At 48.2% G+C, this 14,155-nt stretch carries 13 protein-coding genes; 2 read left to right on the top strand and 11 right to left on the bottom strand.

Annotated features, from left to right (window positions below; genetic code table 11):
• Position 1: 1 nt before the first annotated feature.
• The 9 genes from LKD46_RS07955 to LKD46_RS07915 form a co-directional block, all read right to left on the bottom strand.
• Positions 2-877 (bottom strand): undecaprenyl-diphosphate phosphatase, encoded by an 876-nt coding sequence (locus LKD46_RS07955; RefSeq protein ID WP_227573998.1) that lies wholly within the window; start codon positions 875-877, stop codon positions 2-4.
• 179 nt (positions 878-1,056) lie between these two features.
• Positions 1,057-2,451 (bottom strand): NADPH-dependent glutamate synthase, encoded by a 1,395-nt coding sequence (gene gltA / locus LKD46_RS07950; RefSeq protein ID WP_021650554.1) that lies wholly within the window; start codon positions 2,449-2,451, stop codon positions 1,057-1,059.
• A complete protein-coding gene (locus LKD46_RS07945; RefSeq protein WP_015524825.1) occupies positions 2,451-3,338 on the bottom strand; it encodes a sulfide/dihydroorotate dehydrogenase-like FAD/NAD-binding protein in 888 nt (295 codons plus the stop codon). Before LKD46_RS07945 ends, gltA begins: the two co-directional genes overlap by 1 nt.
• Before the next feature lie 165 nt (positions 3,339-3,503).
• Positions 3,504-4,217 carry a ClpP family protease gene (locus LKD46_RS07940; protein WP_022426789.1) on the bottom strand — a complete coding sequence of 238 codons (714 nt, stop codon included), beginning with the start codon at positions 4,215-4,217 and terminating at the stop codon, positions 3,504-3,506.
• A gap of 68 nt (positions 4,218-4,285) precedes the next feature.
• The gene (locus LKD46_RS07935) at positions 4,286-5,029 is read right to left on the bottom strand and encodes a YebC/PmpR family DNA-binding transcriptional regulator (protein WP_110102267.1); all 744 of its coding nucleotides are present in this window, start codon (positions 5,027-5,029) and stop codon (positions 4,286-4,288) included.
• A 153-nt stretch (positions 5,030-5,182) separates the two neighbouring features.
• Positions 5,183-5,530, bottom strand: coding sequence for a type II toxin-antitoxin system PemK/MazF family toxin (locus tag LKD46_RS07930; protein WP_021650556.1), 348 nt, complete (start codon positions 5,528-5,530; stop codon positions 5,183-5,185).
• Positions 5,531-5,686: 156 nt separating this feature from the next.
• Positions 5,687-6,856, bottom strand: a complete 1,170-nt coding sequence (alr, locus tag LKD46_RS07925; RefSeq protein ID WP_110102265.1) for an alanine racemase — start codon at positions 6,854-6,856, stop codon at positions 5,687-5,689.
• The gene (locus LKD46_RS07920; protein WP_021650557.1) at positions 6,853-8,370 is read right to left on the bottom strand and encodes a bifunctional ADP-dependent NAD(P)H-hydrate dehydratase/NAD(P)H-hydrate epimerase; all 1,518 of its coding nucleotides are present in this window, start codon (positions 8,368-8,370) and stop codon (positions 6,853-6,855) included. Before LKD46_RS07920 ends, alr begins: the two co-directional genes overlap by 4 nt.
• 61 nt (positions 8,371-8,431) lie before the next feature.
• Positions 8,432-9,079 carry a redox-sensing transcriptional repressor Rex gene (locus LKD46_RS07915; RefSeq protein ID WP_021650558.1) on the bottom strand — a complete coding sequence of 216 codons (648 nt, stop codon included), beginning with the start codon at positions 9,077-9,079 and terminating at the stop codon, positions 8,432-8,434.
• 214 nt (positions 9,080-9,293) lie between these two features.
• On the opposite strand from LKD46_RS07915, the gene abc-f reads away from it, so the two are divergent.
• Positions 9,294-11,210, top strand: coding sequence for a ribosomal protection-like ABC-F family protein (gene abc-f, locus LKD46_RS07910; RefSeq protein ID WP_110102263.1), 1,917 nt, complete (start codon positions 9,294-9,296; stop codon positions 11,208-11,210).
• A gap of 30 nt (positions 11,211-11,240) precedes the next feature.
• Here abc-f and LKD46_RS07905 read toward each other — a convergent pair whose 3' ends face one another.
• The gene (locus LKD46_RS07905) at positions 11,241-12,107 is read right to left on the bottom strand and encodes a pyridoxamine kinase (protein ID WP_015524819.1); all 867 of its coding nucleotides are present in this window, start codon (positions 12,105-12,107) and stop codon (positions 11,241-11,243) included.
• A 92-nt stretch (positions 12,108-12,199) separates the two neighbouring features.
• Between LKD46_RS07905 and pdxR the strand changes: the two genes are divergently transcribed.
• Positions 12,200-13,516 (top strand): MocR-like pyridoxine biosynthesis transcription factor PdxR, encoded by a 1,317-nt coding sequence (pdxR, locus tag LKD46_RS07900; protein ID WP_110102261.1) that lies wholly within the window; start codon positions 12,200-12,202, stop codon positions 13,514-13,516.
• Here pdxR and LKD46_RS07895 read toward each other — a convergent pair.
• Positions 13,513-14,154, bottom strand: a complete 642-nt coding sequence (locus LKD46_RS07895) for a precorrin-8X methylmutase (RefSeq protein WP_015524817.1) — start codon at positions 14,152-14,154, stop codon at positions 13,513-13,515. The genes pdxR and LKD46_RS07895 overlap by 4 nt on opposite strands.
• Between the last annotated feature and the right edge of the window lies 1 nt (position 14,155).

Genomic DNA, 14,155 nt, shown 5'->3' with positions numbered 1-14,155 from the left:
ATCAAATATAATTCGCTGCCAGAATAAGGATTCCGGCTGCAAAAGAATAAAATGCAAAATAACGCAGTCTGACCTGATTCGAAAGCTTAAGCATAAAACGGATCACCAGATAGCCGGTGATCCCGGCCACGATCATTCCAAGAACATAAATAAATCCCTGGCCAACAGTCATATGAACAGAAGTGAACTCTCCCATCTCCATAAAAAAAGCTCCCACCACAGCCGGAATGCTCATCAGCAGCGAATATTTCACTGCAAACTTCCGTCCGAGACCGCAGAAAAGTCCTGCACTCATGGTAAGTCCAAGCCTGGAAAGGCCCGGAAACACAGAAAGGCCCTGGCAGATACCCATCCACATAGCATCTCCGAAGCTGGTTTCTTTTGTTCCCTTGCTGCCATTGACATTACTGTAGTCCACAACAAGGAGGATCACACCTGTAAGAAGGATTCCGATCCCGGAAAACATGTGTGAGGATGCGCTTCGCACAACAAGTCGTTTGCACTGATATCCGATCAGGACTGTAGGAATAGTAGATACCATGATCAGGGCAGTAAGCTTCCGGTAAGTTCCGCTTATGATCTTTGCGTAGGTAAGCTCTTTCCCAGTCCTACGGTTATAGAGAAAAATATTGGCATTTCCGATCAGATCCAGTATCATTCCGATCAGCTCGATCCCGATCTTCTTGATGTCCTTCAGAAAAACAAGGATCAGAGCTATCATAGTTCCCAGATGGAGCATCACTTCAAAAAGCACACCGGAGCCTCTGGTACCGCCCAAAAGATCCTGCACTCCACAGAGATGTCCGAAGCTGCTCACCGGCAGAAATTCGGTGATTCCCTGAATGATTCCCAATATAATCGCATGTATCACTGACATAATGATATTTCCTTTTCTTAAATTTTTTCCAACACATTATAGCATAACTGAGTAAAACTTACAATCTTCACTTGGCAAAAGTTTCAAACAAATGTTCTTTTTTGATCTGCAAGAAAAAAAATCCTCCGGCTGCATCAGAAAACACAGTCGGAGGATCTGTTTATAAACAGACTTTCTGCTTATTTATTTTTCAGATATTCGTCGATACCTTTTGCACCAGCTTTACCTGCACCCATGGCAAGGATTACGGTAGCTGCACCTGTAACGGCATCACCACCGGCATATACGCCGTCCTTGGATGTCTTACCGGTTTCTTCCTCGGCAACGATACATCTTCTCTTGTTGATGTCAAGGCCCTTGGTTGTGGAAGAGATCAGAGGGTTCGGTGAAGTACCAAGAGACATGATGACAGTATCTACATCCATATCATACTCGGAACCAGGAATCTCTACCGGACGTCTTCTTCCGGATGCATCCGGCTCACCAAGCTCCATCTTGACAACCTTCATACCGTTTACGTGGCCGTTCTCATCAACGAGGATCTCCTTCGGATTTGTAAGAAGATCAAAGATGATGCCCTCTTCCTTAGCGTGATGAACTTCCTCTGCTCGTGCAGGAAGCTCTGCCTCACTTCTTCTGTATACGATATGTACCTCAGCGCCAAGTCTCAGCGCTGTTCTTGCAGCATCCATGGCAACGTTACCACCGCCGACAACTGCAACCTTTTTGCCTGCTGCGATCGGTGTATCATAGGAATCATCGAATGCTTTCATAAGGTTGCTTCTTGTCAGGTACTCGTTTGCGGAGAATACACCGCTTGCATTCTCACCCGGGATACCCATGAACATCGGAAGTCCTGCACCAGAACCGATGAATACAGCCTCAAATCCCTCATCCTCGATCAGCTGATCGATGGTAGTGGATTTACCGATGACAACGTTTGTCTCGAATTTAACGCCAAGCTCTTTGACCTTCTCAATCTCTTTCTTAACAACCTTCTGCTTCGGAAGACGGAACTCCGGAATACCGTAAACAAGAACACCGCCAAGCTCATGAAGAGCCTCGAACACAGTTACATCGTATCCTGCCTTTGCAAGGTCACCTGCACAGGTAAGTCCGGATGGACCGGAACCGATCACTGCAACCTTATGTCCGTTCTTAACCTCTGCTCCTGCAGGTTTGATATCATGCTCCAGAGCATAGTCTGCAACGAATCTCTCCAGCTTACCGATAGAAACAGCCTCACCCTTCTTACCGCGGATACACTGTCCCTCACACTGGGATTCCTGCGGACATACACGACCACAGATAGCCGGAAGTGCGGAAGATAAACCGATCACCTTGTAAGCCTCTTCCATGTTGCCTTCTTTGATGTGCTCGATAAATCCCGGAATATTGATGGATACCGGACATCCCTCTACACATTTCGGTTTCTTACAGCCAAGGCATCTCTGTGCCTCTTCCATTGCTTCTTCCTGATTATATCCAAGACATACTTCCTCGAAGTTTGTCGCACGTACCTTCGGATCCTGCTCTCTTACAGGAACTTTTTTTAACATTTTTGCATCTGCCATTAGTTGTCACCTCCGCAATGTCCGCATCCACCGTGGTGGGTATCGCCTTCCTGAAGCTTCAGTAATGCACGGCCCTCCTGGGTCTTATACATCTGGCTTCTCTTCATAGCCTGATCGAAATCAACGAGATGTCCGTCGAACTCCGGTCCGTCTACGCAGGCAAATTTGATCTCATCACCGACCTGGAGACGACAAGCGCCGCACATACCGGTTCCGTCAACCATGATCGGGTTCATGCTGACAATTGTGTGGATACCAAGCTTCTTGGTAAGAAGACAGACAAATTTCATCATGATCATCGGTCCGATCGCTACACAGACGTCATAATGCTTGCCCTCGTTTGTCACAAGATCCTCAAGAGTCTTTGTTACCATACCGGAACGGCCATAGGAACCGTCATCTGTTGTAACATAAAGATTGGAAACAGCGCCAAGCTCTTTCTCAAGGATAACCATATCCTTAGTCTTGGAACCAAGGATAACATCCGCTGTGATGCCGTGCTCATGGAGCCATTTAACCTGCGGATAAACAGGTGCGGTACCGACACCACCGGCTACGAATACCATTTTTTTCTTCTTAAGTTCTTCGATATCCTCATGGACGAACTCAGACGGACATCCCAGAGGTCCTACGAAATCACGGAATGAATCTCCCGCCTTCAGTGCGGACATCTTAATGGTAGATGCTCCGATCTCCTGGAATACGATGGTAACTGTACCGGCCTCGCGATCGTAATCGCAGATGGTAAGCGGGATCCTTTCTCCCTTTTCGTCAAGTTTCACAATGATAAATTGTCCTGGCAGACAGTGGCTTGCCACACGTGGTGCATGCACAACCATAAGATGGATCTTAGCTGCCAGCGTTTCAGCTTTTAAAACCTTATACATGGTCTTCCTCCTCGCGCAAATTATAAACCTTTATTAATAATACGCTAAAAATCAGCATATGACAAGAGTAGATTTACAATTTCTGTCAAATTTCTTTACCACAGCACAGCGCAACCATGTTAGCCTTATGCAACTAGTATCATCAAAAGCCACATACAAAACTGGTTATTTCTGTGTTTTTTTCCTTTCGATAAGGGTATACAATCGGTCCAGTGCCTCCCGGATCCCTCCTACTTCATCGATGAGTCCTTCCTTTACCGCTTCCTCACCCTCCAGCATAGTCCCCACATCTTTTACAAGCTGGGAGGTATCCAGCATCAGCTCCTCCATCCGTTCTGCCGTGATATGTGAATGTCCGGATACAAAGGCAATGATCCGGTCCTGGATCTTTTCCATATTGCGGTAGGACTGCGCCACGCCGATGAACATTCCGTTCTGGCGCACCGGATGGACCACCATGGTAGCACTTGGCACGATAAAGGAATAATCTGCTGATACCGCCATGGGTACACCTATGGAATGTCCCCCGCCCAGCACCAGGGAAACCGTAGGGATACTCAGAGACGCGATCATCTCCGCAATGGCAAGCCCTGCCTCCACATCTCCTCCTACCGTATTTAAAAGGATCAGAAGCCCCTCGATCTCCTCATCGTCCTCAATGAGAGCCAGCTTTGGCAGTACATGCTCATACTTGGTTGTTTTGCTGTGAGACGGCGCGGATTCATGACCTTCGATTTCCCCGATCACCGTCAGAAGCTCCACTTTATGCTTCCGGGAATTTCCATCGAGCACTGCCTGCCCGGTTTCCCGGATCTGTTCGTTCTGGCTCGCTTCCCGGTCCAGTTCCTTCTGTTTTCCCTCTTCGCTCTGTTTTTCCATAAAAAAATACCTCCGGAATCTGAAATTCTGGAGGTATTATATGCAAAATATTACTTTCTATTCAGAGATCATTCGTCCCAGTTTGTCCATACGTCAGTAACGTCGTCGTCATCATCAAGAAGATCCAGTGTTCTGTGAAGATCTTTGATAGCCTGATCATCCGTCAGCTCCACATAGGTCTGCGGGATCATGGCGATCTGTGCTTCTACAAACGGGATCCCGGCTTTCTCAAGAGCCTCACGTACAGCACTGAAATCGTCCGGTGCTGTGATGATCTCAAAGCTGTCCTCTTCCTCGTTGAAGTCCTCAGCACCTGCATCCAGAGCTGTCATCATCAGCTCGTCCGCATCCATCTCGCCGCACTCATCCTCAAGCTCTTCCTTATCGATGATGATCTGGCCCTTCTGGTCGAACATAAAGGATACGCATCCCTGTGTTCCGATGCTTCCGTTACCCTTGGTAAACGCGTTACGTACATTACCTGCCGTACGGTTCTTGTTATCTGTAAGAGTCTCTACGATAATAGCAACACCGTTCGGACCATATCCCTCATATACAGCCTTCTCGTAGCTGTCTGCAGAATCCGCACCTGCTGCCTTCTTGATTCCACGATCAATCGTATCGTTCGGCATGTTGTTCGCTTTTGCTTTTGCGATGACATCACGAAGCTTGCTGTTGTTTGCAGGATCCGGGCCGCCGGCCTTTACTGCCATAACGATCTCACGGCCGATGACTGTGAAGATCTTACCCTTCTTGGCATCATTTTTCTCTTTCTTATGTTTGATGTTGGCAAATTTTGAATGTCCTGACATGGTATCTTCCTCTCCTTGTTACCGTATATTTTCTTTCGTGCCCTGCTCATTTTGGGTACCGTTTTACATAATTGCAACTCGGTTTAATATAGCACTTATGAAAGATTTCGTCAAGAATCAGAAAACAAACCGGTCAAAATTCCTCATGTTCCCCTAAAAAGTCAGTTCCAGACTGATCTCAAGCGCATGATTCACCTTATCAAGCATAGCACTGTCCAGATGACACACCTTATCCTTCAGACGCCGCTTGTCGATGGTGCGGAGCTGTTCCAGAAGGATCACGGAATCCTTTTCGATCCCGTAGGCGGATGCATCGATCTCAATATGTGTCGGCAGCTTTGCCTTATTCATTTTTGATGTAATTGCCGCACAGATCACTGTGGGACTGTGACGGTTGCCCACATCGTTCTGGATGATCAGCACCGGACGGATGCCGCCCTGTTCACTGCCCACTACAGGTCTTAAGTCCGCGTAAAAAATATCCCCTCTTTTTATAACCACACAATTCACACTCCGATTCTGGTCCGGCTTATTTGCAAGCCGTATTCCTTTTTACAGATAAGTATTTCCACAATTTCTTTGTGTATACCATGCGTGGTACTTTTTTACCGGCCTTATGTCTGACCCGGCGTTTTCCGGATCCGGGTATTTACGGATCTACTGGAAAAAGCTCTCCTCTTCTCCGCATTCCTTACCGTCTTTGATATAAACCCGCGGAACACGTTTACTGATCCCACAGACAAATTCATAGGAAAATCTTCCGGAAAGATCTCCCAGTGTCTCCACACTGATAAATTCCTCTCCATCTCTTCCCATCAGGGTGACCTCGTCCCCGGCCTTCACCTCCGGGATATCTGTGACATCAACCATAAACTGATCCATGCAGACCCGTCCGAGGATCGGAGCTTTTTTGCCCCGGATCAGGACCCAGCCCTTATTGGAAAGCTGTCTCGGATAGCCATCTGCATAACCTACGGGGATCGTTGCCATTCTGGTAAAGCGTTCTGTAACAAACGTTCCTCCATAGCTTACCGCTGTTCCACGTTCCACATTTTTCACATAGGATACATGACTTTTCAGCTCCATTGCAGGTGTCAGCTTCACAATATCACGTTCTACCTCCTCTGACGGATAAATACCGTAAATGGTGATGCCAGCACGAACGACATTGAGATTTGCTTCCGGAACACGGATGATACCTGCACTGTTGGAGCAGTGACGTACCGGAATATGAACACCTCTTTTTTCCAGAAGCTCTGCAAAACGGAGATAACGGTCCAGCTGCACCAGTGCAGGAGAACGGTCGGTCTCATCCGCCCTGGCAAAATGGGTAAACATTCCCTCGATCACCAGATTCGGGATTTTTGAGATTTTTTCGATCTTTATCGCATTTTCCGGAATATCCGCATATCCGATCCTTGTCATTCCCGTATCCAGAGCCAGATGAATATGTACATTTTTTCCAATGCGTGCACCTGCTTTTGCATATTCTGCCGCTGTATTAAGATCCGATATGGTGATTCGGATATCATTGGCTGCAAGTTCCTCATAATATTCCTCAAATACAAGGCCAAGGATCAGGACAGGCTTGGTGATCCCTGCATGCCGAAGTTCCAGTGCCTCCTCTGCAGTAGCTGTTGCAAATCCCCAGATATAGTCATAGTCCTGGATCAGACGGGCAATAGCTCTGGCACCATGGCCATAACCGTCCGCCTTGATCACAGCGATGATCTTTGTCCCTTCTTTGACATTTTTATGCATTTCCTCAAAATTGTGGGCAATGGCATCCAGTGATACCAGTGCTTTTACTCTCTCGTATTTTTTCATAATTCCGACTCCTCTTCACCTATAGCTAATGCCTTGGGCAGATATTCTATGATATCTCCTGCCAGCATACTGCGCTTTCCTTTTTCAGCGGCTGCAAGATCACCGCAAAGTCCGTGAAGATAAACACCTAACGCGGCCTTTAAAACCATGGGAGGCTGTTCCTCCGTTTTCAGATACATACATAACACTGCTGCCAGGATCCCGGAAAGCACATCTCCGCTTCCTGCAGTTGCCATTCCGGAATTACCGGAAAGATTCAGATACATCTGGCTTTTCTCATCTGCGATCACCGTACATGCATCCTTCAATACGCACACAGAGCCTGTTTCCGCAGCACATTTCAGTGCAATATCTGCGATCTCATGCTGGATCTCCTGGATCGTTCTGCCACTGAGCCGGCTCATTTCTCCGATATGCGGTGTCAGGACTACATGCTCTCCCAGATACTGATACCACTGTGGATGTGCAGCCAGAAGGTTCAGGCCGTCCGCATCCAGGATCAGCGGCTTTTTCTCCCGGGCAGCCGCCGTGAGAAACCACTGTTCTCTCTCACGGCTGGCCACTGATGTTCCAAGTCCCGGTCCGATCACGATCACATCACACCAGGATAGAAGCTGTTCATTGGATTCCTGATCAAAGCGGCTGCAGACCATAGCCTCCGGAAGGAGTATCTGCAGTGGGATCCTGTTGGCTTCCACAGTCTGGATCTTTACCATTCCCGCACCGGCACGAAGTGCTGCACTGGCGCTTAAATAAGCGGCTCCGCACATTCCCTCACTTCCGGTCACAAAGAGCACTTTTCCGAAGGTACCCTTGTTTCCGCCGGGATCACGTTCCGGAAACAGCTTCAGATCTTTATTTTCCAGACAGGCGGCAGATGCAGTCACAGCTTCTTGCTCATAGATCCCGATATCGGCGGTAACGATCCTTCCTGCATACAGTCTTCCCGGATAAAAGCAAAGACCTCTTTTCCGGTAGGCAAATGTGACAGTCAGATCGGCGCTGAAGGCAATTCCCATTTCCAGGCCAGTATCTCCGTTCACTCCTGACGGGATGTCAACTGCGATCTTTTTGGCCCTCGCACTGTTCATCTCATGGATGATATCAGCATAATGCCCCTCGATCGGACGCGTCAGGCCTACCCCAAACACGGCATCTACTATAGTAGTATATTCACTCCACTGCGGGTTATTCACCTCCGGGACACGATAACCGGAAGCGATCTTATACTGAAGAGCAGTCTCTCTGGTCATTTTATCTTTGTTTCCGACCATATAAAACTCTACCCGGATCCCCTTCAGATGGAACAATCTGGCAACAGCGATACCGTCACCGCCATTATTTCCGCTTCCGCAGACTACCAGGATCCTTTCGTCCTTCTGGAGATACTTTTCTGTTTCCTCTACCACCTTCAGTGCTGCCCGCTCCATCAGAACCTCGGAGGGAACTCCGATCTCACGGATCGTTGTGGAGTCCAGATCCTTCATTTCTTTGCAGGTAACAAGCTTCTTCATTCTGTCTTCTGCCTCCCCTCTGTCATAGAGAAAGCTGCCGTTTCCGGCAGCTTAACAATTCTTACTTATCCACATGTTCCTGCCTGTATTTACTGAGATTATAAGACAGTGTCATCAGACTCTCGGAAAGATGAACGTTCTCTACGATCACATCATCCGGTGTCTCAAGATCGAGATGTGCAAAATTCCAGATTGCCTTGATCCCGTTCTCCACCAGGATATCCGCCATTTCCTTGGCTTTATTCTTGGGAAGTGTCAGAATCGCGATCTCCACGTTATTCTCTCTCAGGAAAAACGGAAGCTCACTGAGCATTTGGATCTCAAGTCCACGGACTGCGATGCCCTCAAGCACAGGATTTACGTCAAAGATACCAACCAGCCTGAACCCGCGCTTCTCAAAATCCACATAATTGGCAAGTGCCTGTCCCAGATTACCGGCACCCAGGATGATCATCGGATGAACGGTATCCAGTCCCAGGATCTTACCGATCTCTGTATAAAGATAGTGTACATTATAGCCATACCCCTGCTGCCCAAAACCGCCAAAATTATTAAGATCCTGACGGATCTGAGAAGCTGTGGTATGCATCTTCTTACTTAATTCATTGGAAGAAATACGTTCTACATTATCTTCCATCAGCTCTCCTAAGTAGCGGTAATAGCGTGGCAGACGCTTAATCACCGCTTTCGAGATTTGTTTTGTCTCCACGATAGTTTTCCTCCTTACCTTACACTAGGTTAATTATAACGAATTGACATTTTCCTGTCAATTAAAGTTGTCTATTCTGTACAAATTTCTTTATATTTTTTCTAATAATTGATTTTTTCTTTGAAATCCCGGCAGTTTCCGTTATAATAGGTGGAGGATTTTTCCCTGTTCAGACATAAACAGGGGTGATTCTTTATACAGGAGGACAGTTTTTATGATTTTATCATGTCAGAATATATGCAAGGCCTTTGGCGAAAAAGTAATTTTAAATGATGCATCCTTTCACATTGAAGACCGTGAAAAGGCTGCTCTGATCGGCTGCAACGGTGCAGGAAAGACCACACTGCTGCGTATCATCATGCAGGAGCTTTCTGCTGATTCCGGTACCGTGGTGCTTGCCCGGGATAAAAATATCGGCTATCTTGCCCAGTACCAGGATATCCACGGACATCATACCATCTACGAAGAGCTTCTTACCACCAAGCAGCACATCATCGATATGGAACGCCGTATCCGCAATATGGAACAGGAAATGAACACGGTGACCGGTGATGAGCTGAACCGTCTGATGGAAACCTATACCCGCCTGACCCATCAGTTTGAGCTGGAGAACGGATACGCTTACAAAAGTGAGCTGACCGGTGTCTTAAAGGGTCTCGGCTTCACGGAGGAAGATTATGACAAGCAGATTGAAACTCTTTCCGGCGGTCAGAAAACCCGCGTGGCGCTGGGCAAGATGCTTCTTTCCAAGCCGGATATCCTGCTTCTGGATGAGCCAACCAATCACCTGGATATGGAAAGCATATCCTGGCTGGAAACTTATCTTCTGAATTATCCGGGAGCTGTTTTTATCGTCTCCCATGACCGTTATTTTCTGGATAAGGTGGTCACCAAGGTCATTGAGATCGAAGCCGGACAGACCCGCGTATACAGCGGCAACTACTCTGCCTATGCTCTCAAGAAGGCTCAGCTTCGTGACGCACAGTACAAGGCATACTTAAATCAGCAGCGGGATATCAAGCATCAGGAAGCCGTTATCGCCAAGCTGAAATCCTTTAACCGTGAAAAATCCATCAAACGTGCGGAAAGCCGTGAAAAAATGCTGGACCGTGTACAGAGAATTGAAAAACCTCTTGAGCTCCAGGACCGGATGCGTATCTCGCTGGAACCACGGGTGTTAAGCGGAAACGATGTGCTCCACGTGGAAGCGCTTTCCAAGGCCTTTCCGGGACAGACCCTGTTCTCCGATATCTCCTTTGATATCAAACGCGGCGAGCGTGTGGCACTGATCGGAAACAACGGAACCGGAAAGACCACCATGCTGAAGATCATCAACGGTCTTATTGAGGCAGATGCCGGCAAATTTTCCCTTGGTTCCAAGGTGCAGATCGGTTATTACGATCAGGAACATCATGTTCTGCATATGGACAAAACGATTTTCCAGGAGATCTCCGATACTTATCCGACTCTCACAGAGACCGAGATCCGAAATATGCTTGCCGCATTTCTCTTTACCGGAGATGATGTTTTCAAGGAGATCTCCGCACTTTCCGGTGGAGAAAGAGGCCGTGTTTCCCTTGCAAAGCTGATGCTTTCCGAAGCCAACTTCCTGATCCTTGACGAGCCTACCAACCATCTGGATATTGCCTCCAAGGAGATCCTGGAGGAAGCACTGGTCAGCTACACCGGTACAGTCCTTTATGTATCCCATGACCGTTACTTTATCAATCAGACTGCGACCAGGATCATGGAGCTGACAAACCAGGCAGTGGTAAATTACATCGGTGATTATGATTACTATCTGGAAAAGAAGGAGGAGCTGACCAGTACCTATGCACCGGGAAGCACTTCTCCGGAGGCACCTGCAGAAGAAAAAGCGGTTTCCGAGAACAAGCTTTCCTGGCAGCAGATGAAGGAAGAACAGGCAAAGAAACGAAAACGGGAAGCCGAGCTAAAAAAAGTCGAAGCCCGTATCGAAGAGCTGGAAACAAGAGACAGCGAGATCGACGAAACCATGGTCCTTCCGGATGTCTGCACCAATGTAGCGGAATGTACAAAGCTGAGCCGCGAAAAAGCATCCATCGCTGAAGAACTGGAAGAACTTTATGAAAAATGGGAAGAGCTGGCCTGACGGTCAGCTCTTTTTTATCCCCTTATGTTTTTATGGAAGCAGCATGCCGAGATGCTGTTCAAAGCATACACCATCGTTACGGTCTGTTCCTTCCTCCACCGCATCCCGGATCGATGCCGAGATAAAATCCACGGCCAGCTCTGCACAGGTTTTCATGGAATATCTTTTTACCAGCCCTGCACTGAGCACGGATGCAAAAAGATCTCCTGTCCCGGAATAGCTTCCGCCGGATTTCTCTGCAAATACCCAGGAGCTGTTTCCGTTTTCCAGGACAAGATTCCCCATTTTCAGAGGCTGCCCCTCCTCCCTGTGATCCACTCCGGTGATCACAACGGCAGGAAGTGAAAATTTCCGGGCAAGTCCGCACCCGATCTCCCGGATTTCTTCCATCCGCCGGGCCTCTGATGCCTTTTGCAGTTCCTTCCAGATCTCCTCCATTTTTTCTTTTCCGTAGAGAAGAAGGAGGGCTTCCGTAAGGTTCGGTGTGATCACATAGGAACGACGTGTCAGTTCGCAGAACCGGCTACGAAGCTCTTCTGTATAGATCGGATAAACCGCGCCGTCATCCCCCATCACCGGATCTGTAAGGATCAGAGTATCCTTCCCTGCAAACGCATCCATAAATTTCAGGATCCTGTCTGCCTGCTTATCGTCAGAAAGAAATCCTGTATAGATCCCATCCGGGAAAAATCCTCTTTTTTTCCACTGCTCCATATATGGTTCCATATGCTCTGTGAAATCCTCACAGAAATAACTTTCATAACCGGTCTGGTTGCTTAAAACAGCGGTGGGAAGTGGACACGCCTGGACTCCCATCACCGAGATCACCGGGATCGCTGCTGTCAGTGAACATTTCCCCAGCCCGGAAAGATCATTGATCACTGCTATTTTTTTCATGGTAATTCTCCAGTCTTGAGTTTTTTTCTGTAATATTATAGAATGAACTGTCAGGTTTACGCAATCATTTTTGGAAGGAAATCATCATACTTATGTTAAATATATCTGCAGAACACAAAAAAGAACACCTTTATCTGGAGGTTTATCACTATTACCGGAAACTGATCCTGGAAGGCCGTCTCCTTCCCGGAAGCAAAATGCCCTCCCTCCGCAAATGCGCCCAGGAGCTGAAGCTGAGCCGTACCACCATCGAAAATGCCTATCTTCTGCTGGCAGCAGACGGCTATATCATCGCCAGGGCACAGAGCGGCTATTATGTCACCGGCATTGCTTCCAAGCAGCATCTGCTTACCCCCGAAAAACAGGATAAGGATATCACGCCCTGCCTTTATGATTTTGCTTCTTCCGGTGTTGACCGGGAAAGCTTCCGTTTTGATCTGTGGCAGCGTTACATCAAAAGTGCCCTCCGCCAGGGCGACCGTATGCTTTCTTATGGCGAACCCCAGGGCGAAAGCGATTTCCGGGAGGTTCTCGCAGACTATATCCGGGAACGCAGAAATGTGATCTGCTCCCCGGATGACATTGTAGTAGGGGCCGGTCTCCAGCCCCTTCTCCAGATCCTCTGCCCTCTGATCCATGAACGGAAAACCGTTTCGTTCCCCACACCATCCTTCACCACATGCAGCACCATCTTTCAGGATTACGGCTTTGATGTCCATTACCGGGACAAAAGCTGCGATGTGATCTATGTTTCTCCTGCTCACATGACGAAATGGGGCGAGATCATGCCGGTAAAACGACGCCTGGAGCTGATCCGTCATGCGGAGATCAATGACCATCTGATCATTGAGGATGATTTCGAAAACGAATTTGTTTATTTCCAGAAACCGACGCCTTCACTTTTCGGCCTTGCAGGTGGTGAAAACGTTGTCTATATCGGTTCCTTTTCCAGGCTGCTGCTGCCCTCCATCCGTGTCAGCTTCATGGTACTGCCGCGCTCTCTCCGGGAAAAATATACAAAAAAAGCAGCCTTTTATAATCAGACTGCTTCCAAGGCAGAACAGATTGCACTCTGCCAGTTTATCCGCGACGGGCATCTGGCTTCCCAGACAAGAAAGCTCCGCCGCCTTTATTCCCAGAAGCTGAAGGCTCTTTCCCAGGCTGTCCGGGAAACCTTCGGCCAGGACTGCCAGATCCAAACAGGAGCCGCAGGAACCAGCCTTGCCCTTACTCTTCCCTGTTCTCTCACAGGCAGTGAACTGACAGACAGAGCCCGGAACCGTGGTCTGGGACTGGAGGTTCTCAGAGAAAACGGAGCCGAGGTCACCCTGGTCCTCTCCTGCTCCTCCATTCCATCCAAGGATTTTCTGCCTGCCTGTCAGCTTCTGAAGGATGTTACCGGCTCCTAATCTCTCCGGTTATCGATCATGTAGAGCAGGGCATTTACAATGCACGCAGCAATATTGCTTCCACCCTTGCGTCCTTTTGCCACAATATAAGGCACATCTGCGTGCATAATCAGCTCCTTGGACTGCACAACATTCACAAAGCCTACCGGCACACCGATGATCAGCTCAGGAGAAAGCTTTCCGTTCTCAATAAGCTCATAAAGACGTACCAGTGCGGTAGGTGCGTTTCCAATGGCAAAGATCAGCTTTTTATCCATCTCTGCTGCCTTGTCCATGCTGGCTGTGGCTCTGGTAGTCCCGTTCTTTTTTGCAAGGGCTGCCACATCCTCATCGGACATGAAGCAGTAAGCCTCACCGCCGTAGCGGGCAAGTGCACGCTTGTTGATCCCAGCCTTTGCCATCTGGGTATCTGTGACGATGCAGGCGCCGTTGCGGATGGCGTCCATGGCCATCTCCACTGCCCCCTCCGAGAAGCAGAGATTTTTTGCATAATCAAAATCTGCGCTTGTGTGGATGCAGCGTTTTACGATCAGCTCTGTTCCCGGGATCAGGGGAGTATCCCCCAGCTCTTCTGTGATGATCTCAAAGCTTCTTTTTTCGATCTCCATGGGTTTTACATTTTCAAGCTCAACTTTCATT

This window comes from Blautia fusiformis (assembly GCF_020686995.1).
GTDB lineage: Bacteria > Bacillota > Clostridia > Lachnospirales > Lachnospiraceae > Blautia_A > Blautia_A fusiformis.
The sequence above is the reverse complement of the archived record's forward strand: the minus strand, read 5'-3'. Positions and strand labels throughout refer to the sequence as shown.